This window comes from Actinacidiphila yanglinensis, from assembly GCF_900107965.1.
In the GTDB taxonomy this organism is placed as follows: Bacteria; Actinomycetota; Actinomycetes; order Streptomycetales; family Streptomycetaceae; genus Actinacidiphila; species Actinacidiphila yanglinensis.
Genome location: NZ_FNVU01000007.1, coordinates 200,255 through 220,788, shown reverse-complemented (window position 1 = coordinate 220,788; position 20,534 = coordinate 200,255). Strand labels below are relative to the sequence as shown.

The following is a 20,534-nucleotide window of genomic DNA, read 5'->3' as shown; positions in this document are numbered from 1 at the left end:
CGGCCCGTCCGGTCTCCAACCGGACGGGCTCTCCCGCGACCCGTTCAGACCATTTTGAGAATCAACCCTGAGAGGGATTGACGACACAGTGCTCGACGTCAACTTCTTCGACGAGCTGCGGATCGGCCTGGCCACCGCGGACGACATCCGGACCTGGTCGCACGGCGAGGTCAAGAAGCCCGAGACCATCAACTACCGCACCCTCAAGCCGGAAAAGGACGGGCTCTTCTGCGAGAAGATCTTCGGCCCCACCCGGGACTGGGAGTGCTACTGCGGTAAGTACAAGCGTGTCCGCTTCAAGGGCATCATCTGCGAGCGCTGCGGCGTGGAGGTCACTCGCGCCAAGGTGCGCCGTGAGCGGATGGGCCACATCGAGCTGGCCGCGCCGGTCACCCACATCTGGTACTTCAAGGGCGTGCCCTCGCGCCTGGGGTACCTGCTCGACCTCGCCCCGAAGGACCTGGAGAAGGTCATCTACTTCGCGGCGTACATGATCACCTGGGTCGACGACGAGCGCCGCACCCGCGACCTGCCGTCCCTGGAGGCCCAGGTCTCCGTGGAGCGCCAGCAGGTCGAGCAGCGGCGTGACGCCGATGTCGAGGCCCGGCAGAAGAAGCTGGAAGCCGACCTCGGCGAGCTGGAGAACGAAGGCGCCAAGGCCGACGTCCGCCGCAAGGTGCGTGAGGGCGCCGAGCGCGAGATGAAGCAGCTGCGCGACCGCGCCCAGCGCGAGCTGGACCGGCTCGACGAGGTGTGGGCCCGCTTCAAGAACCTCAAGGTCCAGGACCTGGAGGGCGACGAGCTGCTCTACCGCGAGCTGCGCGACCGGTTCGGCACGTACTTCCAGGGCTCGATGGGTGCCGCGGCGCTGCAGAAGCGCCTGGAGTCCTTCGACCTGGACGAGGAGGCCGAGCGCCTCCGCGAGATCATCCGCACCGGCAAGGGCCAGAAGAAGACCCGCGCCCTGAAGCGGCTCAAGGTGGTGTCCGCGTTCCTGCAGACCACCAACAAGCCCGGCGGCATGGTGCTGGACTGCGTCCCGGTGATCCCGCCGGACCTGCGTCCGATGGTCCAGCTCGACGGTGGCCGGTTCGCCACCTCCGACCTGAACGACCTGTACCGCCGCGTGATCAACCGCAACAACCGCCTGAAGCGCCTGCTCGACCTCGGTGCCCCCGAGATCATCGTGAACAACGAGAAGCGGATGCTCCAGGAGGCCGTCGACGCGCTCTTCGACAACGGCCGCCGCGGCCGCCCGGTCACGGGCCCCGGCAACCGTCCGCTGAAGTCGCTCTCCGACATGCTCAAGGGCAAGCAGGGCCGGTTCCGCCAGAACCTGCTCGGCAAGCGCGTGGACTACTCCGCCCGCTCGGTGATCGTCGTCGGCCCGCAGCTCAAGCTGCACCAGTGCGGCCTGCCCAAGGCCATGGCGCTGGAGCTCTTCAAGCCGTTCGTGATGAAGCGCCTGGTGGACCTCAACCACGCGCAGAACATCAAGTCGGCCAAGCGCATGGTCGAGCGCGGCCGCACGGTCGTGTACGACGTGCTGGAAGAGGTCATCGCCGAGCACCCGGTGCTGCTCAACCGTGCGCCGACCCTGCACCGCCTGGGCATCCAGGCCTTCGAGCCGCAGCTGGTCGAGGGCAAGGCGATCCAGATCCACCCGCTGGTGTGCACCGCGTTCAACGCGGACTTCGACGGCGACCAGATGGCCGTGCACCTTCCGCTGTCCGCGGAGGCGCAGGCCGAGGCCCGCATCCTGATGCTGTCCTCGAACAACATCCTGAAGCCCGCCGACGGCCGCCCGGTCACCATGCCGACCCAGGACATGGTGCTCGGCCTGTTCTTCCTGACCACGGACTCCGAGGAGCGCGAGGTCAGGGGCGAGGGACGGGCGTTCGGCGCCACCGCCGAGGCGATCATGGCGTTCGACAGCGGCGAGCTGTCGATGCAGGCACGGGTCGACATCCGCTTCCCGGTGGGCACCGTCCCGCCGCGCGGCTGGACCCCGCCGGAGCCCACCGAGGGCGAGGAGCCGTACCAGGTCGGTGACACCTTCCGGCTGCGTACCACCCTGGGCCGGGCGCTCTTCAACGAGCTCCTGCCCGAGGACTACCCGTTCGTGGACTACGCGGTCGGCAAGAAGCAGCTCTCCGAGATCGTCAACGACCTCGCCGAGCGGTACCCGAAGGTCATCGTGGCGGCGACGCTCGACAACCTGAAGGCGTCCGGCTTCCACTGGGCGACCCGTTCCGGCGTCACCGTGGCGGTCACCGACATCGTCGTGCCCGAGGCCAAGAAGGCGATCATCGCCTCCTACGAGGCGCAGGACGAGAAGGTCCAGAAGCAGTACGAGCGCGGCCTGATCACCAAGCAGGAGCGCTCGGACGAGCTGATCAACATCTGGACCAAGGCGACCAACGAGGTTGCCACGGCGATGAACGCCAACTTCCCGAAGACGAACCCGATCTTCATGATGGTCGACTCGGGCGCCCGCGGAAACATGATGCAGATGCGTCAGATCGCGGGTATGCGCGGCCTGGTCTCGAACGCCAAGAACGAGACCATCCCGCGTCCGATCAAGGCGTCCTTCCGTGAGGGCCTGTCCGTGCTGGAGTACTTCATCTCCACCCACGGTGCCCGTAAGGGTCTGGCCGACACCGCGCTGCGTACCGCCGACTCGGGTTACCTGACCCGTCGTCTGGTGGACGTCTCGCAGGACGTGATCATCCGTGAGGAGGACTGCGGCACCGAGCGCGGTCTGAAGCTGCGGATCGCCGAGCGGGCCGAGGACGGCACGCTGCGCAAGACGGACGACGTCGAGACCAGCGTGTACGCGCGGATGCTCGCCGAGGACGTCGTGGTGGACGGCAAGGTCATCGCCCCCGCCAACGTCGACCTGGGCGACGTGCTGATCGACCAGCTCGTGCGGCACGGGGTCGAAGAGGTCAAGACCCGCTCGATCCTCACCTGCGAGTCGGCCGTCGGCACCTGCGCCTACTGCTACGGGCGCTCGCTGGCCACCGGCAAGCTGGTGGACATCGGCGAGGCGGTCGGCATCATCGCCGCCCAGTCGATCGGTGAGCCCGGCACCCAGCTGACGATGCGTACCTTCCACACCGGTGGTGTGGCCGGTGACGACATCACGCAGGGTCTGCCGCGTGTGGTCGAGCTCTTCGAGGCGCGCGTGCCCAAGGGTGTCGCGCCGATCTCCGAGGCGGCCGGCCGGGTCCGGGTCGAGGAGACCGAGAAGACCAAGAAGATCATCGTCACCCCGGACGACGGTGCCGAGGAGATCGCCTACCCGATCTCCAAGCGCGTCAAGCTCCAGGTCGGCGAGGGCGATCACGTCGAGGTGGGCCAGAAGCTCACCTACGGCGCGACCAACCCGCACGACGTGCTGCGCATCCTCGGCCAGCGCCAGGTCCAGATCCACCTGGTGCAGGAAGTGCAGAAGGTCTACAACTCGCAGGGCGTGTCGATCCACGACAAGCACATCGAGATCATCATCCGGCAGATGCTGCGCCGGGTGACGATCATCGAGTCCGGCGACGCGGAGCTGCTGCCGGGCGAGCTGGTCGAGCGCGGCCGGTTCGAGACCGAGAACCGCCGCGTGGTGTCCGAGGGCGGTCACCCGGCCTCGGGTCGTCCGCAGCTGATGGGTATCACCAAGGCCTCGCTGGCCACCGAGTCCTGGCTGTCGGCTGCCTCCTTCCAGGAGACGACCCGGGTGCTGACGGACGCGGCGATCCACGCGAAGTCGGACTCGCTGCTGGGTCTGAAGGAGAACGTCATCATCGGCAAGCTCATCCCGGCCGGTACGGGCCTGTCCCGCTACCGCAACATCCGGGTGGAGCCGACCGAGGAGGCCAAGGCCGCGATGTACTCGGCCGTCGGCTACGACGACATCGACTACAGCCCGTTCGGCACCGGCTCCGGCCAGGCGGTGCCGCTGGAGGACTACGACTACGGCCCGTACAACGGCTGAGCGGTAGCACTCATCGCCTGAAGGGCGGCCATCCCGGGGTTCCGGGGTGGCCGCCCTTCCGCATGCGCGCGCATGCGGGCGAGGGCGACGGGGCACGCACGGGCGCCCACGGGCTCTCATGGGCGCCGGCAGCGGCGAGATAGATGCGTGTTACCGTTATCTCCGGTTGTCATCATCTGATGACATCGACCGGTGACAACCGGTCGGACGGACGACCGGAGGAGAACGGCGGCATCGTGTCGATCAGCGGAGACATAGCAAGCGGGTCCACCGGGCCCGGAGCCGCCGTACCCCGCGGGCTGCGGTTGCGCCTGCTCGGGCCGACGCTGGTGATCGTCGGCTCGCTGATGGCGGTCGTCTCCAGCCTCGGCGCCCCGCTCATCCCGACCATCGCCGACGCCGACGGTGTCTCGCTGAGCACCGCCGAGTGGCTGCTCACCATCACGCTGATGACCGGCGCGCTGGCCACCCCGCTGATGGGCCGGCTCGCCGACGGACCCCGGCAGCGGGACGTGATCCTCGCCGCCCTCGGCTCGGTGGTGGCCGGCTGCGTGGTGGCCGCGCTGTCCAACGGCTTCGCGATGCTGATCGTCGGGCGCGGCCTGCAGGGGGTCGGGCTCGGGCTGCTGCCGGTGGCGATGGCCGTCGCCCGGCGCAACCTCACGCCGGAGAAGTCACGGCAGGCCATCGCCACCCTCTCGATCACCACGGCGATCGGCGCCGGGCTCGGTTATCCGCTGACCGCGCTGATCGCGGAGACCTTCGACTTCCGGGGCGCGTACTGGTTCGGCGCGATCACCGTCGGCTGCGCCTTCCTGCTCGCCGCGTTCGTGCTGCCCGGCCGGGCCCAGGTCCCCTCGCGGCGGTTCGACACCGTGGGCGCGACCCTGATCAGCCTGGCCGTCGTCGGCCTGTCGGTGGTGCTCAGCGAGGCCGACGGCTGGGGGTGGACGTCGGCCCGCACGCTGGGGCTGTTCGCCGCCAGCCTGGTGGTCCTCGCGCTGTGGATCCCGTACGAACTGCGCACCACCGACCCGCTGATCGACCTGCGGCAGGTCAGGAACCGCTCGGTGCTCACCGCCGACACCGGCGGGCTCCTGATCAGCGTCGCGATGTACCTGCTGCTGCCGGTCGTGGTGGAGTTCGTCCAGGTCCCGGCGGCCAAGGGCTACGGGTTCGGGGCGTCGCTCGTCGTCTCGGGCCTGGTGCTGGTGCCGTACGCGGTCGCGAACTTCGTGGCCAGCCGCTTCCTCGGGGTGTACGAACGGCGGTTCGGCGCACGGAGCATGATCCCGCTCGGCTCGCTGATCTTCGCGCTCTCCACCGGCTTCTTCGCGCTGGAGCACGCGCACCTGTGGGAGGCGTTCGTGACCACCGGCATCGCCGGCTTCGGCATGGGCTTCACCTACGCGGCGATGCCCGGCTTCATCGTCCGCGCGGTGCCGCACAGCGAGACCGGCAGCGCCACCGGCTTCTACCAGGTGCTCCGCAGCATCGGCCTGACGTTGGGCAGCGCGCTGTCCGCGGCGGTGCTGATGGCGCACACCCCGGCCGGCAGCGCGCTGCCGGAGGTGTCGGGATTCCGGACCGCGTTGATCATCGCGTCCGGACTGGGCGTGGCCACCGCCGTCATCAGCTTCGTGCTGCCCGGGCTGGCACCGCGCGGCCGGGCCGGGTCGAGCGTGAAGGGCGGGTCGGAGACCGTCCCTATGATGGGGACGGAGGCGGGGGAGGAAGAGGCCGAACTCGCCGGTTCCGGTCTCATGACCGTCGACGACAAGGCGTCGGGCACGCGCTGAGGAGGTCCACGTGAGCGCCGAGTACGCGGGTCCCGAGCACGCGGGACCGGAAGCGGCGGCGCGCGAGGACGGGGCGCGGCCGCGGGCGGGCCGGGCCCGGGACGCCGCCGCGAGCAAGCAGGCACTGCTGCGCGCCGCACAGGAACTCTTCGGGCAGAAGGGCTTCGAGCGCACCACGATCCGGGAGATCGGCGAACGGGCCGGCGTGGACGCGGCCCTGATCGCCCGCTACTTCGGCAACAAGGCGGAGCTCTACGTCGCCGCGGTGGTCGCGGAGGACAACGCGGCGCGCGGGCCCGCCGAGTTCCGGGGGCTGGCGCAGATCACGGACACCCTGGTCGGCAGGTCCGACGAGCGCGGGCCCGGCCCGATCATCCAGGCGCTGATCCGGTCCGACACCTCCCCGGAGATCCGGGTGGCCGCGCGTGACCGTATCGCCGGGCGCATCGTCGAGCCGCTCGCGGAGGACATGGCCGCCCAGCACGTCGACCGGGCCCGGCTCCGCGCGGAGATCGCGGTCTCCGCGCTCTACGGCATCACCCTCGGCCGCTCGCTCGGCTGGTTCGAGGAGATCCGGTCCGTGCCCAGGGCCGAACTGGTCGCCCTGGTCACCGAAGCGCTCACCACGCTCACCCTGCCGCCGGGGGATGCCGGCGGTGCGGGGGAGACCGGTGAGGCGGGCACCGGCGCCGGATAGCCCGGCCCGCCGGCTCCGGGCGAGCCGGTCGATGTCACAACTTCTCTACACACGCCGGTCGTTCCCGCGGCGCCGCGCGCCCCTGGGGCATGCTGGAACCATGCTGGCGGGCGACGCGGATCGTGAGCGGGCGGTGGAGGTCCTCAAGGAGGCGTACACCGAGGGCCGGTTGAGACCCGAGGAGTACGACGAGCGGGTCGGCCGGGCGTACCAGGCCCGTACCTACGCCGATCTCGACCTCCTCACCGCGGACATCCCCGGCCCGCCGGCCGCGCCCGCGACCTTCGCGCCCGCGCCGGTGGCCCACCCGGCCTCCCTCACCCCCGCCCGGCTCACCGGCACCAACAGCGCGGCGACCGGCTCCCTGGTCTGCGGCATCATCGGTGTCTGCACCCTGGGCGTCACCTCGATCCCGGCGGTCATCCTCGGGCACGTCGCCCGGAGCCAGATCCGCCGCACCGGCCAGGACGGCGGCGGCCAGGCCACCGCGGGCCTGGTCCTGGGCTACCTGGTGATCATCGGCTACGTCGTCTTCATCGCGGCGGTCGCCGGAGTGATCTCGGCCACTGGCCACTGAGCCCGGGAGCACCCGTTCCGGGACCGCCGGGTCCGGAGGGCGGCCTGGCCAAGGCCCCGCCACGGCCCCGCCAAGGCCAGGGAGGACGGCCGGATCGGGGTGGGATTTGCGGCCACGTGGTGCCCGTATGCATTTGTTTTGACCGCAGCCGGTGCGGTAGGTACGCTCTCATCTTGTGCCTGGGGTGTGCCCGGGTCCTTGTGCGTGCCATGTGACCGGACAAGGACACCGAGGCCGCGGCGCCCGACAAGACGCACTTTCCGTTGCTTCGGAGACGTGCGGGGTCCGCGACACACCCGACCGCGTGGGTCGGTCCCCAGGTTAGATGTATCGAGATCGGCACACAGAAACCGGAGAAACGGTGCCTACGATCCAGCAGTTGGTCCGAAAGGGCCGGCAGGACAAGGTCGAGAAGAACAAGACGCCCGCGCTGAAGGGCTCGCCCCAGCGTCGCGGCGTCTGCACGCGCGTCTACACGACCACCCCGAAGAAGCCGAACTCGGCGCTCCGTAAGGTCGCGCGTGTCCGTCTGACCAGCGGTATCGAGGTCACCGCCTACATCCCGGGCGAGGGCCACAACCTTCAGGAGCACTCTATCGTGCTCGTCCGCGGCGGCCGTGTGAAGGACCTGCCGGGTGTTCGCTACAAGATCATCCGCGGTTCGCTCGACACGCAGGGCGTGAAGAACCGTAAGCAGGCCCGCAGCCGCTACGGCGCCAAGAAGGAGAAGTAAGCATGCCTCGTAAGGGCCCCGCCCCGAAGCGCCCGGTCATCATCGACCCGGTTTACGGCTCCCCGCTGGTGACCTCGCTGGTCAACAAGATCCTCCTGCACGGCAAGCGCTCCACCGCCGAACGCATCGTCTACGGCGCCCTGGAGGGCCTGCGCGAGAAGGGTGGCGCCGATCCGGTGATCACCCTCAAGCGCGCGCTGGAGAACATCAAGCCGACCCTGGAGGTCAAGTCCCGCCGCGTCGGCGGTGCGACCTACCAGGTGCCGGTCGAGGTCCGTCCGGGCCGTCAGAACACGCTGGCGCTGCGCTGGCTGGTCGGGTACTCCCGTGCCCGCCGCGAGAAGACCATGACCGAGCGGCTGATGAACGAGATCCTCGACGCCAGCAATGGCCTCGGTGCCTCCGTGAAGCGCCGCGAGGACACGCACAAGATGGCCGAGTCCAACAAGGCCTTCGCGCACTACCGCTGGTAGTCACCACCCCCATCGAACCGAGAGAAGACTGAGCCACATGGCCACCACTTCGCTTGACCTGGCCAGGGTCCGCAACATCGGGATCATGGCCCACATCGACGCGGGCAAGACGACGACCACCGAGCGGATCCTGTTCTACACCGGTGTCTCCTACAAGATCGGTGAAGTCCACGACGGCGCAGCCACCATGGACTGGATGGAGCAGGAGCAGGAGCGCGGCATCACCATCACGTCCGCCGCGACGACCTGTCACTGGCCGCTCGACGATGTCGACCACACCATCAACATCATCGACACGCCCGGCCACGTCGACTTCACCGTCGAGGTGGAGCGCTCGCTGCGCGTCCTCGACGGCGCCGTGACGGTGTTCGACGGTGTCGCCGGTGTGGAGCCGCAGTCCGAGACGGTCTGGCGTCAGGCCGACCGCTACGGCGTGCCCCGCATCTGCTTCGTCAACAAGCTCGACCGCACCGGCGCGGAGTTCCACCGCTGCGTCGACATGATCGTGGACCGCCTCGGTGCGGTGCCGCTGGTCATGCAGCTGCCGATCGGTGCCGAGGCCGACTTCAAGGGTGTCGTCGACCTCGTCCAGATGAAGGCGCTGGTCTGGTCGCTCGAAGCGACCAAGGGCGAGATGTACGACGTCGTCGACATCCCGGACACGCATGTCGAGGCCGCCGAGGAGTGGCACGGCAAGCTGCTCGAGGCCGTCGCCGAGCACGACGACGAGATGATGGAGCTGTACCTGGAGGGCCAGGAGCCCACCCAGGAGCAGCTCATGGCGGCCATTCGCCGGATCACGCTCGCCTCCAAGGGTGGCGCCGGCTCGGTCACCGTCACTCCCGTGTTCTGTGGCACCGCGTTCAAGAACAAGGGCGTTCAGCCCCTGCTCGACGCGGTCGTGCGCTACCTCCCGTCGCCGCTGGACGTCGAGGCCATCGAGGGCCACGCCGTCGGCAGCGCGGACGAGATCATCAAGCGCAAGCCCTCGGACGACGAGCCGTTCTCCGGTCTCGCGTTCAAGATCATGAGCGACCCGCACCTGGGCAAGCTCACCTTCGTCCGGGTCTACTCGGGCCGCCTGGTGTCGGGTTCGGCAGTGCTGAACTCGGTCAAGGGCAAGAAGGAGCGCATCGGCAAGATCTACCGCATGCACGCGAACAAGCGTGAGGAGATCGAGTCGGTGGGCGCCGGCGACATCATCGCCGTGATGGGCCTGAAGCAGACCACCACCGGTGAGACGCTGTGCGACGACAAGAACCCGGTGATCCTGGAGTCGATGGACTTCCCGGCGCCGGTGATCGAGGTCGCGATCGAGCCCAAGTCCAAGGGTGACCAGGAGAAGCTGGGTGTCGCCATCCAGCGGCTCTCGGAGGAGGACCCCTCCTTCCAGGTCCACTCGGACGAGGAGACCGGCCAGACCATCATCGGCGGCATGGGCGAACTGCACCTCGAGGTGCTGGTCGACCGGATGCGGCGCGAGTTCCGGGTCGAGGCCAACGTCGGCAAGCCGCAGGTCGCGTACCGCGAGACCATCCGCAAGACGGTCGAGCGCGTGGACTACACCCACAAGAAGCAGACCGGTGGTACCGGTCAGTTCGCCAAGGTGCAGATCATGCTGGAGCCGATGGGCGACGGCGACGCGACCTACGAGTTCGTCAACAAGGTCACCGGCGGTCGCATCCCCCGCGAGTACATCCCCTCGGTGGACGCGGGTGCACAGGAGGCCATGAAGTTCGGCATCCTGGCCGGCTACGAGATGGTGGGCGTCCGCGTCACCCTGCTCGACGGCGGCTATCACGAGGTCGACTCCTCCGAGCTGGCGTTCAAGATCGCCGGTTCGCAGGCGTTCAAGGAGGGTGCCCGCAAGGCGAGCCCCGTGCTTCTCGAACCGATGATGGCCGTCGAGGTCACCACCCCCGAGGACTACATGGGCGACGTCATCGGCGACCTCAACTCCCGCCGTGGCCAGATCCAGGCCATGGAGGAGCGCAGCAGTGCCCGGGTCGTCAAGGGCCTGGTTCCGCTGTCGGAGATGTTCGGCTACGTCGGTGACCTGCGGTCCAAGACCTCGGGCCGGGCCAGCTACTCCATGCAGTTCGACTCCTACGCCGAGGTTCCGCGGAACGTCGCAGAGGAGATCATCGCGAAGGCCAAGGGCGAGTAGTTCCTCGTACTGCCTCGTTTAGGCTTGACAGCAGGCTTTCGGGGTATTTCCCGCACTATGTGCCGGAAGTACCCCGGGGTCGGCATTCCAGCAAAGATCACCTGGCGCCGATGAAGCAAGGCGTACAGATCCACTCCCAGGAGGACCCCAGTGGCGAAGGCGAAGTTCGAGCGGACTAAGCCGCACGTCAACATCGGCACCATCGGTCACATCGACCACGGTAAGACCACGCTTACCGCGGCGATCACCAAGGTGCTGCACGACGCGTACCCGGAACTCAACGAGGCTTCGGCCTTCGACCAGATCGACAAGGCTCCTGAGGAGCGCCAGCGCGGTATCACCATCTCCATCGCGCACGTCGAGTACCAGACCGAGTCGCGTCACTACGCCCACGTCGACTGCCCCGGTCACGCGGACTACATCAAGAACATGATCACCGGTGCCGCGCAGATGGACGGCGCGATCCTGGTGGTCGCCGCGACCGACGGCCCGATGCCGCAGACCAAGGAGCACGTGCTCCTGGCCCGCCAGGTCGGCGTCCCCTACATCGTGGTGGCCCTGAACAAGGCCGACATGGTGGACGACGAGGAGATCCTGGAGCTCGTCGAGCTCGAGGTGCGCGAGCTGCTCTCCGAGTACGAGTTCCCGGGCGACGACCTGCCGGTCGTGCGTGTCTCCGCGCTCAAGGCGCTCGAGGGCGACAAGGAGTGGGGCGAGAAGCTGCTCGGCCTCATGGCGGCCGTCGACGAGTCGATCCCCACCCCCGAGCGTGACGTCGAGAAGCCGTTCCTGATGCCGATCGAGGACGTCTTCACGATCACCGGTCGTGGCACCGTCGTCACCGGTCGTATCGAGCGCGGTGTGCTCAAGGTCAACGAGACCGTGGACATCATCGGCATCAAGACCGAGAAGACCACCACCACGGTCACGGGCATCGAGATGTTCCGCAAGCTGCTCGACGAGGGCCAGGCCGGTGAGAACGTCGGTCTGCTGCTTCGCGGCATCAAGCGCGAGGACGTCGAGCGCGGCCAGGTCATCATCAAGCCGGGCACGGTCACCCCGCACACCGAGTTCGAGGCGCAGGCGTACATCCTGTCCAAGGACGAGGGCGGCCGTCACACGCCGTTCTTCAACAACTACCGCCCGCAGTTCTACTTCCGTACCACGGACGTGACCGGCGTGGTGACCCTCCCCGAGGGCACCGAGATGGTCATGCCGGGCGACAACACCGCCATGACGGTCTCGCTGATTCAGCCGGTCGCCATGGAGGAGGGCCTGAAGTTCGCCATCCGTGAGGGTGGTCGTACGGTGGGCGCCGGCCAGGTCACCAAGATCAACAAGTAGGTCCTGCGGGCTCGTTGAGCCGTAGAGAAGGTGCCCCACTCCTCCGGGAGTGGGGCACCTTCGCGTTGCCGGGGTTCTTCCGCGCGCCCGTGGGGCGCTCCCGACCGGCTAGGTGAGCAGCTTCGTGGCGGACCTGGCCGCCACCGAGGCGATGAGGGCGGTGAGGAGCACGCTCACCGTCACGACGGTGGCGGGGGCGCCGTAGGAGAGGGTGAGGGCCAGCACGGTCACCGCGACCAGAGGGCCGGCCGCGTACCAGGCGAGGTAGATGAGGGGGCCGGGGGAGCCGATGGGGGAGCCGCCGCCGAGGAACATCAGCTGGGTGCGGGCGGGGCCGCGGCAGGCGCCGTAGAGGGCGGCGGCGGTGAACGGGAAGGCGCACAACGGCATGTCGAGGAGGGCCGCGGGGGAGCCGTGCAGCGCGAGCGGGACCGCGGCCAGCAGGCCGAGGGCCGCGCCGACCACCGCGGGCACCACCCCGTGCTGCAGCATGAGGCCGCGCAGCCGGTACGGGGACCAGGCGGAGCGCCGCAGGTCGTCCGTCTCCACCCGCGCGGACTCGGCGAGGGCGCCGACCGCGAGGTAGCCGCAGACCAGGCCGACGACCAGGCCCACCGGGCGCCGCTCCCCGCCGAGGTCGGCGCCGAGCCCGGCGGCGGTCGCCGCGGCGGCCGTCCACAGCACGGAGCGGCCGAGCCGGCCGGGCGCGCGCAGCAGGGTCAGGGTGTCGCGCCAGACGACCGCGAGGTGCCGGGCCGCCCGGCCGCGCGGCGGCGGCAGCCGGACCATGCGGGTGGCGTCGCCGCCGGCGGCGTCCAGCAGGGCGAGTTTGGCGGCACGCAGTTCGAGCGACCACAGCACGGAGGCCACGGTGGTGGCGGTGGCCGCCCTGGCCCGCAGCTGGGCGGTCGGTACGGCGCCGGCCTCGCGGTGGGCGAGCAGCACGGCGGCCGCGGTGGCGGCCAGCAGCAGGACGACGGCGGCCGGCCAGCCCGGCGCGCTGCCGCCGCAGGCGCGGACCACCGGCTGGGCCGCCCAGCCCCACGGCCCCGACCACAACTCGACCCACTCCAGCGGCCGCACGCGGTGCCCGGTGCCGGCCAGCCCGGTCTGCGCGCCGAGTGCGGCGAGCAGCAGGACGGCGGGCGCGGTCCAGCGGCGCACCGTCGCGGCGCGGTCCGGGCGTCGCTCCACGGCCATGCCGAGGGCGACCGCCAGCAGCGGCAGGCACAGCGCAGCGGGCAGCACGGCCGGCAGCGCGGATCCGATCGACGCCTGGCCGGTGACGCGCAGCAGGACCGCGCCCGCGATCCCGCCGAGCACGCCGGGTATCAGCGCCAGCCCGGCGGACAGCCGGAACCACGGCCGCAGCACCGCCGCGCGCCGCACCGGCTGGCCCAGCAGCCAGCCCACGGCCGGGCCGGGCAGCACCACCGGCCCGCGCCACAGCGCGTCGCGGGCCGACACCAGGCACAGCAGCAGGGTCAGCGCGGGGAACACGGCGGGCAGGCCGCGGGTCAGCCCGGCGCCGAAGCCGCCGTAGTCCGCGCCCTCGTCGAGGCCGCGCAGGAAGTGGACGGCCAGGCCGCTGCCGTAGCCGACGACGGCGAGCAGCAGGGAGTAGAGGAGCAGCGCGAGGTCGCGGCCCTGCTGCCGGCGATGGGCCTTGCGTTTCCTCTTCAGCCAGGCCAGTGTCTCGGCGGTGCGGTCGTCGTCGGCCTCGCTCCAGCCACCGGAGGCGTACGCGCCGTCGCCGTCGGTCGGGTCCGCGCTGTCGGTGGGTTCTCCGGCCGCGGGGAACGGGCTCGCGGCGGGGCGGCTCATGCGCCCGCGCCGAGTTGCCGCAGCACGTCCGCGGGCGGGCCCTGGGCGGCGACCCGGCCGTCCTCCAGGGCGACCAGATGGTCGGCCACCGCCTCCGCCAACTCGGCCTGGTGGGTGGCCAGCAGCACCGCGACGCCGCTCTCCTTCTCGGCGACCAGCAGAGCGGCGAGCCGCTGCCGGGCGTCGGGGTCGAGCCGCTGCTCGGGCTCGTCGAGCACCAGCAGGTCGCGCGGCCGGACCAAGGCGGCGGCCAGCAGCAGGGACTGCATCTGGCCCGAGGACAGTGCGCCCGGCAGCGCGTCGGCGTGGTCGGACAGCCGCCGGTCCGCGAGCACCTGGTCGATCCACCCCGCCGCGTCGTCCACCGCGTGCGCGACCGTCACCAGCTCCAGGTGCTCGCGCACGGTGAGGTCGGGGTAGCAGGCCACGGTGTCGCCGACCACGGCGACCCGGGCGCGTACCTCCGGGTCGTCCTCGCTGATCTGCCGCCCGGCGAAGAGCGCCTGGCCGCCGCTGGGGGTGTCGCGGCCGGAGGCGATCCGCAGCAGCGTGGACTTGCCCGAACCGTTGTGCCCGAACAGCGCGGTGCAGGTGCCGGCGGTCACGTCCAGGTCCATCGGATGCAGGGCCTGCCGCTTGCCGTAGGTCCTGCTGACCTTCCGCAGCCGCAGCAGGGCGCTGCCGCCGGTACTGGCCTTCATACGGCCGCCTCCGAACTCCGGTGGGATGCTCCCGAGACCCTAACCCCGTGCGCGTCGGGTCGGGGCCGCCGCCCTCGCGCTCATCGCGGGCACGATCGCGCCGCCCGCCGTGCGCGGCGCCTGACAGGAAAACGGCCGGATTCCGCGCCCCTGCCACGCGCGTGCGCACGCCCATTGCGGTCCCGCGCGGACCCTTCCTCCGCTCCGCACCGGTCGCCCCGAATCCCGGGGGAGGGGACCGCAGAGGGAGAGGGCGCGGATGCGGAACACCACCAGGCGGGTGCGCGCCGCGGCGGCCACCGGGGGCGCGCTGCACGTGTACGGGGTCACCGGGCTCTGCCTGGGCCTGGTGGAACAACGGGGACCCGATCACCTACTCGGCCGACTACGTCGTAAAGCCGGCGCCGGGGATCACGGCCGGCTGAGACCCGGGCGGGCGGGGCCCTCCGCGGCGGCGCGGGGGGCCCTCCGCGCCGGCCGCTCGCCGTCACGGGGGGAGGGCGGGTTTGGCGGGGGCGGGGCCGCGGGTAAGCTACCCGGCTCGATTGGCGTCCGGTGCGTCCGGTATGGCAGACTGCTCAAGTTGCTCGGTCGAGCGCCGATGTTGCACGCCTCCCGTCGGGAGGACCGGAAGCGAGTCCCACAGTACTCGTCGCCTTATCTGCCCCCCGGGGCAGCACTGGGGCGGACGTACGGGAATCTCCCGGGAAGTGTCAGCGCGGCTCCGGCCAGGCATCCGGTGGGTGAGATCTCCCACGCACATCCCTGGTGCAGGGCCTTTCCGCATGCGGAAAGCCATGTGCGAGAGACGCGACACGCCCGACCGCGTGGGTCGGGCAAGCGGATGCCAGAGCGGAAGACAGAGACAAGGACTACGGAGTAGCCATGGCGGGACAGAAGATCCGCATTCGGCTCAAGGCCTACGACCACGAGGTCATCGACTCCTCGGCGAAGAAGATCGTCGAGACGGTGACGCGTACTGGTGCGCAGGTCGCGGGCCCGGTGCCGCTGCCCACTGAGAAGAACGTGTACTGCGTCATCAAGTCGCCGCACAAGTACAAGGACTCGCGCGAGCACTTCGAGATGCGCACGCACAAGCGCCTGATCGACATCCTCGACCCGACGCCCAAGACCGTTGACTCGTTGATGCGCCTGGACCTGCCGGCCGGCGTCGACATCGAGATCAAGCTCTGAGAGGCACGGAGAAGATGACCAAGCAGATCAAGGGCATCCTGGGCGAGAAGCTCGGCATGACCCAGGTCTGGGACGAGAACAACCGTGTCGTCCCGGTGACCGTGGTCAAGGCCGGCCCGAACGTCGTGACCCAGGTGCGTACCAACGACGCCGACGGCTACGAGTCGGTCCAGCTCGCCTTCGGCGAGATCGACCCGCGCAAGGTGAACAAGCCCCTCAAGGGCCACTTCGCCAAGGCCGACGTCACCCCGCGCCGCCACCTCGTGGAGCTGCGCACCGCCGACGCCGCCGAGTACACCCTCGGCCAGGAGATCACCGCCGAGGTGTTCGAGGCCGGTGTCAAGGTCGACGTGACCGGCAAGAGCAAGGGCAAGGGCTTCGCCGGTGTCATGAAGCGTCACAACTTCAAGGGCCTCGGCGCCGGCCACGGCGTCCAGCGCAAGCACCGCTCTCCCGGCTCCATCGGTGGCTGCGCCACCCCGGGCCGCGTGTTCAAGGGTCTGCGCATGGCGGGCCGCATGGGCAACGAGCGGGTCACCACCCAGAACCTGACCGTTCACGCCGTTGACGCGGAGAAGGGCCTGCTGCTCATCAAGGGCGCGGTTCCCGGTCCGAACGGCGGCCTCGTCCTGGTCCGCAGCGCGGCCAAGGGGGCCTGAAGGATATGAGCACCAGCATCGACATCCTGTCGCCCGCGGGCGACACTGCCGGGACCGTAGAGCTCCCGGCCGAGATCTTCGACGCCAAGGTCAGCATCCCGCTGATCCACCAGGTCGTCGTCGCGCAGCTTGCCGCGGCCCGCCAGGGCACGCACAAGGTCAAGACGCGTGGCGAGGTCCGCGGTGGTGGCAAGAAGCCGTACCGCCAGAAGGGCACCGGCCGCGCCCGTCAGGGCTCGACCCGCGCACCGCAGTTCGCCGGCGGTGGCGTCGTGCACGGCCCCGTGCCGCGCGACTACTCGCAGCGCACGCCCAAGAAGATGATCAAGGCCGCCCTGCGTGGTGCCCTGACCGACCGCGCCCGGCACAGCCGGATCCACGTCGTGACCGACCTGGTCGAGGGCGACGCGCCGTCGACGAAGGCCGCGAAGACCCTGCTGGGCAAGATCAGCGAGCGCAAGAACCTGCTGCTCGTGGTCGAGCGCGCCGACGAGGCCGGGTGGCTGTCCGCCCGCAACCTGCCCCAGGTGCACATCCTCGAGGCGGGCCAGCTGAACACGTACGACGTGCTCGTCTCCGACGACGTGGTCTTCACCAAGGCCGCCTTCGACCGGTTCGTCAGTGTCCCCGGTAACGGCGCCGCCGAGACCGAAGGGAGCGACGCCTGATGGCCGAGCAGACCGAACTGACCGAGGCCACCGAGCAGGTGGCGGTCGCCGAGATCACCAGCAAGACCTTCACGGACCCGCGCGACCTGCTGATCAAGCCGGTCGTCTCCGAGAAGAGCTACGCGCTGCTGGACGACAACAAGTACACCTTCGTCGTCGACCCGCGCGCCAACAAGACCCAGATCAAGCAGGCCGTCGAGGCGGTCTTCCAGGTCAAGGTCACCGGGGTCAACACGATCAACCGGCAGGGCAAGCGCAAGCGCACCCGCACCGGTTTCGGAAAGCGCGCGAACACCAAGCGCGCCATCGTGACCCTTGCCGAGGGCGACCGCATCGACATCTTCGGCGGTCCGGTCTCCTAACGGGGATCGGATCGAGTCGAAGTCCGGAATATTCCGAGGACTGAGAAATGGGTATCCGCAAGTACAAGCCGACGACTCCGGGCCGTCGTGGCTCCAGCGTCGCCGACTTCGTCGAGATCACGCGGTCCACGCCGGAGAAGTCGCTGGTCCGCCCGCTGCACAGCAAGGGCGGCCGTAACAACGCCGGTCGTGTGACCGTTCGCCACCAGGGCGGTGGCCACAAGCGCGCCTACCGAGTGATCGACTTCCGTCGGCACGACAAGGACGGCGTGCCCGCCAAGGTCGCGCACATCGAGTACGACCCCAACCGCACCGCGCGCATCGCGCTGCTGCACTACGCGGACGGCGAGAAGCGCTACATCCTCGCCCCCGCCCGCCTGCAGCAGGGCGACCGGATCGAGAACGGCCCCAGCGCCGACATCAAGCCGGGCAACAACCTCCCGCTGCGCAACATCCCGGTCGGTACCACGATCCACGCGATCGAGCTGCGGCCCGGTGGCGGCGCCAAGATCTCCCGCTCCGCGGGCGCCTCGGTGCAGCTGCTGGCGAAGGAAGGCAACATGGCCACCCTTCGCATGCCGTCCGGCGAGGTCCGGATGGTCGACGTCCGCTGCCGCGCCACCATCGGTGAGGTCGGCAACGCCGAGCAGTCGAACATCAACTGGGGCAAGGCCGGCCGTATGCGGTGGAAGGGCGTTCGCCCGACCGTCCGCGGTGTCGCCATGAACCCGGTGGACCACCCGCACGGTGGTGGTGAGGGCAAGACCTCCGGTGGTCGCCACCCGGTCTCGCCCTGGGGTCAGAAGGAGGGTCGTACGCGCTCTCCCAAGAAGGCGAGCAGCAAGTACATCGTCCGCCGCCGCAAGACGAACAAGAAGCGCTAGGAGCGGGTTTAGATGCCGCGCAGTCTCAAGAAGGGGCCCTTCGTCGACGACCACCTGAGCAAGAAGGTGGACGTCCAGAACGAAGCAGGCACCAAGAACGTCATCAAGACCTGGTCCCGCCGCTCGATGATCGTCCCGGCCATGCTGGGCCACACGATCGCGGTGCACGACGGCCGTAAGCACGTCCCGGTGTTTGTCACTGAGTCGATGGTCGGCCACAAGCTCGGCGAGTTCGCGCCGACCCGCACCTTCCGCGGTCACGAGAAGGACGACCGCAAGGCGCGGCGTCGCTGACCAGCGGCGAGAAGCGACCGACCATGACAGACACTGAAGGGACAACCATGGAAGCCAGGGCCCAGGCGCGGTATATCCGCGTCACGCCCATGAAGGCCCGCCGCGTGGTGGACCTCATCCGTGGCATGAACGCCACGGAGGCTCAGGCGGTCCTGCGTTTCACGCCGCAGGCCGCGAGTGAGCCCGTGGGCAAGGTGCTGGACAGCGCCATCGCCAACGCCGCGCACAACTACGACCACACGGACGCCGAGTCGCTGTACATCAGCGAGGCGTACGTGGACGAGGGTCCGACCCTGAAGCGGTTCCGGCCGCGCGCCCAGGGCCGCGCCTACCGCATCCGCAAGCGGACGAGTCACATCACCGTGGTCGTTGCCAGCAAGGAAGGGACCCGGTAATGGGCCAGAAGGTTAACCCTTACGGGTTCCGGCTCGGCATCACCACGGACTTCAAGTCCCGGTGGTACGCCGACAAGCTGTACAAGGACTACGTCAAGGAAGACGTCGCCATCCGCCGGATGATGACGCAGGGCATGGAGCGGGCCGGCATCTCCAAGGTGGAGATCGAGCGCACCCGCGACCGCGTCCGCGTCGACATCCACACCGCCCGGCCGGGCATCGTCATCGGCCGTCGCGGCGCGGAGGCCGACCGCATCCGCGGTGACCTCGAGAAGCTGACCGGCAAGCAGGTCCAGCTGAACATCCTCGAGGTCAAGAACCCCGAGATGGACGCGCAGCTGGTGGCCCAGGCGGTCGCCGAGCAGCTGTCCTCCCGCGTCTCCTTCCGCCGTGCCATGCGCAAGAGCATGCAGGGCACGCTGAAGGCCGGCGCCAAGGGCATCAAGATCCAGTGCGGTGGCCGTCTCGGCGGCGCCGAGATGTCCCGCTCGGAGTTCTACCGCGAGGGCCGTGTGCCCCTGCACACCCTGCGCGCGAACGTGGACTACGGCTTCTTCGAGGCCAAGACCACCTTCGGCCGGATCGGTGTGAAGGTGTGGATCTACAAGGGCGACGTGAAGAACATCGCCGAGGTCCGCGCCGACAACGCCGCTGCCCGCGCGGGTAACCGCCCGGCCCGCGGCGGTGGCAACGAGCGTCCGCAGCGCCGCGGTGGCGAGCGCGGTGGCCGCGGCCGTCGTCCCCAGACGGACGGAGCTCCCACGGCCGCCAAGGCCGAGGCGCCCGCTCCCGTCGAGGCGGCTCCGGCTGCTGAGACCCCCGGAACGGAAGGCTAAGTACCATGCTGATCCCCCGTAGGGTCAAGCACCGCAAGCAGCACCACCCCACCCGGCGCGGTATGGCCAAGGGCGGCACGGAGCTGGCGTTCGGCGAGTACGGCCTGCAGGCCGTCAGCCCCGCCTACGTGACCAACCGGCAGATCGAGTCCGCTCGTATCTCCATCACCCGCCACATCAAGCGCGGCGGCAAGGTCTGGATCAACATCTACCCGGACCGTCCGCTGACGAAGAAGCCGGCCGAGACCCGCATGGGTTCCGGTAAGGGTTCGCCGGAGTGGTGGATCGCGAACGTCAAGCCCGGTCGGGTGATGTTCGAGCTGTCCTTCCCGAATGAGAAGATTGCCCGCGAAGCGCTCACCCGCGCCGCGCACAAGCTTCCGATGAAGTGCCGCATCGTGCGGCGCGAGGCAGGTGAGTCGTGATGGCGGCCGGTACCAAGGCGACCGAGCTGCGTCAGCTTGGCGACGAGGACCTCCTCGACAAGCTGCGCGAGGCCAAGGAGGAGCTGTTCAACCTCCGCTTCCAGGCGGCCACCGGACAGCTTGAGAACAACACCCGGCTCAAGACCGTCCGCAAGGACATCGCCCGGATCTACACCCTCATGCGTGAGCGTGAGCTCGGCATCGAGACGGTGGAGAGCGCCTGATGAGCGAGAAGAATGTGACTGAAACTGCAGAGCAGCGCGGCTTCCGCAAGACCCGTGAGGGTCTGGTGGTCAGCGACAAGATGGACAAGACCGTAGTGGTCGCTGTCGAGGACCGTGTGAAGCACGCGCTCTACGGCAAGGTCATCCGCCGTACCAACAAGCTCAAGGCCCACGACGAGCAGAACGCCGCCGGCATCGGCGACCGCGTCCTCCTGATGGAGACCCGGCCGCAGTCCGCCACCAAGCGGTGGCGCGTCGTCGAGATTCTCGAGAAGGCCAAGTAGCCCAGT

General features: G+C 69.4%; 21 protein-coding genes. 19 read left to right on the top strand and 2 right to left on the bottom strand.

Going from position 1 to position 20,534, the window contains the following annotated elements; translation table 11 throughout:
- The first annotated feature begins 88 nt into the window (after window positions 1–88).
- The 8 genes from C4U44_RS18440 (at window position 89) to tuf (ending at window position 11,778) form a co-directional block, all read left to right on the top strand.
- A complete protein-coding gene (locus tag C4U44_RS18440) occupies window positions 89–3,988 on the top strand; it encodes a DNA-directed RNA polymerase subunit beta' (RefSeq protein ID WP_103886928.1) in 3,900 nt (1,299 codons plus the stop codon).
- A 179-nt stretch (window positions 3,989–4,167) separates the two neighbouring features.
- Window positions 4,168–5,787, top strand: a complete 1,620-nt coding sequence (locus C4U44_RS18435; RefSeq protein WP_160145056.1) for an MFS transporter — start codon at window positions 4,168–4,170, stop codon at window positions 5,785–5,787.
- 10 nt (window positions 5,788–5,797) lie between these two features.
- The gene (locus tag C4U44_RS18430) at window positions 5,798–6,484 is read left to right on the top strand and encodes a TetR family transcriptional regulator (RefSeq protein WP_103886926.1); all 687 of its coding nucleotides are present in this window, start codon (window positions 5,798–5,800) and stop codon (window positions 6,482–6,484) included.
- A 100-nt stretch (window positions 6,485–6,584) separates the two neighbouring features.
- Window positions 6,585–7,061, top strand: coding sequence for a DUF1707 and DUF4190 domain-containing protein (locus tag C4U44_RS18425; RefSeq protein WP_103886925.1), 477 nt, complete (start codon window positions 6,585–6,587; stop codon window positions 7,059–7,061).
- 361 nt (window positions 7,062–7,422) lie between these two features.
- Window positions 7,423–7,794: a 30S ribosomal protein S12 gene (gene rpsL / locus C4U44_RS18420; RefSeq protein ID WP_014144289.1), complete on the top strand. Its 372-nt coding sequence runs from the start codon at window positions 7,423–7,425 to the stop codon at window positions 7,792–7,794.
- 2 nt (window positions 7,795–7,796) lie between these two features.
- Window positions 7,797–8,267, top strand: coding sequence for a 30S ribosomal protein S7 (gene rpsG, locus C4U44_RS18415; RefSeq protein WP_103886924.1), 471 nt, complete (start codon window positions 7,797–7,799; stop codon window positions 8,265–8,267).
- 37 nt (window positions 8,268–8,304) lie between these two features.
- Window positions 8,305–10,434: an elongation factor G gene (fusA, locus tag C4U44_RS18410; protein WP_103886923.1), complete on the top strand. Its 2,130-nt coding sequence runs from the start codon at window positions 8,305–8,307 to the stop codon at window positions 10,432–10,434.
- A 150-nt stretch (window positions 10,435–10,584) separates the two neighbouring features.
- Complete coding sequence (tuf, locus tag C4U44_RS18405; RefSeq protein WP_103886922.1) at window positions 10,585–11,778, top strand: elongation factor Tu; 1,194 nt, start codon at window positions 10,585–10,587, stop codon at window positions 11,776–11,778.
- A 108-nt stretch (window positions 11,779–11,886) separates the two neighbouring features.
- On the opposite strand, the gene C4U44_RS18400 is transcribed toward tuf, so the two are convergent.
- Together C4U44_RS18400 and C4U44_RS18395 are read right to left on the bottom strand one after the other, a co-directional pair.
- Entirely contained in the window at window positions 11,887–13,602 is a 1,716-nt protein-coding gene (locus tag C4U44_RS18400; protein ID WP_103886921.1) for a DUF6297 family protein, read from the bottom strand.
- Window positions 13,599–14,303, bottom strand: coding sequence for an ABC transporter ATP-binding protein (locus C4U44_RS18395; RefSeq protein ID WP_103886920.1), 705 nt, complete (start codon window positions 14,301–14,303; stop codon window positions 13,599–13,601). The genes C4U44_RS18400 and C4U44_RS18395 overlap by 4 nt, the downstream gene beginning before the upstream one ends.
- Window positions 14,304–15,188: 885 nt before the next feature.
- On the opposite strand from C4U44_RS18395, the gene rpsJ reads away from it, so the two are divergent.
- From rpsJ to rpsQ, 11 genes are read left to right on the top strand one after another with little or no spacing between them, the layout of a single operon-like run.
- A complete protein-coding gene (rpsJ, locus tag C4U44_RS18390; RefSeq protein ID WP_014144312.1) occupies window positions 15,189–15,497 on the top strand; it encodes a 30S ribosomal protein S10 in 309 nt (102 codons plus the stop codon).
- A gap of 14 nt (window positions 15,498–15,511) precedes the next feature.
- Window positions 15,512–16,156, top strand: coding sequence for a 50S ribosomal protein L3 (gene rplC / locus C4U44_RS18385; RefSeq protein WP_103886919.1), 645 nt, complete (start codon window positions 15,512–15,514; stop codon window positions 16,154–16,156).
- Window positions 16,157–16,161: 5 nt separating this feature from the next.
- Window positions 16,162–16,824 carry a 50S ribosomal protein L4 gene (rplD, locus tag C4U44_RS18380; RefSeq protein ID WP_103886918.1) on the top strand — a complete coding sequence of 221 codons (663 nt, stop codon included), beginning with the start codon at window positions 16,162–16,164 and terminating at the stop codon, window positions 16,822–16,824.
- A complete protein-coding gene (rplW, locus tag C4U44_RS18375) occupies window positions 16,824–17,186 on the top strand; it encodes a 50S ribosomal protein L23 (protein WP_407642860.1) in 363 nt (120 codons plus the stop codon). Before rplD ends, rplW begins: the two co-directional genes overlap by 1 nt.
- 47 nt (window positions 17,187–17,233) lie before the next feature.
- The gene (rplB, locus tag C4U44_RS18370) at window positions 17,234–18,070 is read left to right on the top strand and encodes a 50S ribosomal protein L2 (RefSeq protein ID WP_103886917.1); all 837 of its coding nucleotides are present in this window, start codon (window positions 17,234–17,236) and stop codon (window positions 18,068–18,070) included.
- 12 nt (window positions 18,071–18,082) lie between these two features.
- Window positions 18,083–18,364, top strand: coding sequence for a 30S ribosomal protein S19 (rpsS, locus tag C4U44_RS18365; RefSeq protein ID WP_103886916.1), 282 nt, complete (start codon window positions 18,083–18,085; stop codon window positions 18,362–18,364).
- 47 nt (window positions 18,365–18,411) lie between these two features.
- Window positions 18,412–18,759: a 50S ribosomal protein L22 gene (gene rplV / locus C4U44_RS18360; RefSeq protein ID WP_073492408.1), complete on the top strand. Its 348-nt coding sequence runs from the start codon at window positions 18,412–18,414 to the stop codon at window positions 18,757–18,759.
- Window positions 18,759–19,595: a 30S ribosomal protein S3 gene (gene rpsC / locus C4U44_RS18355; protein WP_103886915.1), complete on the top strand. Its 837-nt coding sequence runs from the start codon at window positions 18,759–18,761 to the stop codon at window positions 19,593–19,595. The genes rplV and rpsC overlap by 1 nt, the downstream gene beginning before the upstream one ends.
- Before the next feature lie 5 nt (window positions 19,596–19,600).
- Complete coding sequence (gene rplP / locus C4U44_RS18350; protein ID WP_103886914.1) at window positions 19,601–20,020, top strand: 50S ribosomal protein L16; 420 nt, start codon at window positions 19,601–19,603, stop codon at window positions 20,018–20,020.
- Window positions 20,020–20,244: a 50S ribosomal protein L29 gene (rpmC, locus tag C4U44_RS18345; protein WP_103886913.1), complete on the top strand. Its 225-nt coding sequence runs from the start codon at window positions 20,020–20,022 to the stop codon at window positions 20,242–20,244. Before rplP ends, rpmC begins: the two co-directional genes overlap by 1 nt.
- Complete coding sequence (gene rpsQ, locus C4U44_RS18340; RefSeq protein WP_103886912.1) at window positions 20,244–20,528, top strand: 30S ribosomal protein S17; 285 nt, start codon at window positions 20,244–20,246, stop codon at window positions 20,526–20,528. Before rpmC ends, rpsQ begins: the two co-directional genes overlap by 1 nt.
- Window positions 20,529–20,534 lie beyond the last annotated feature (6 nt).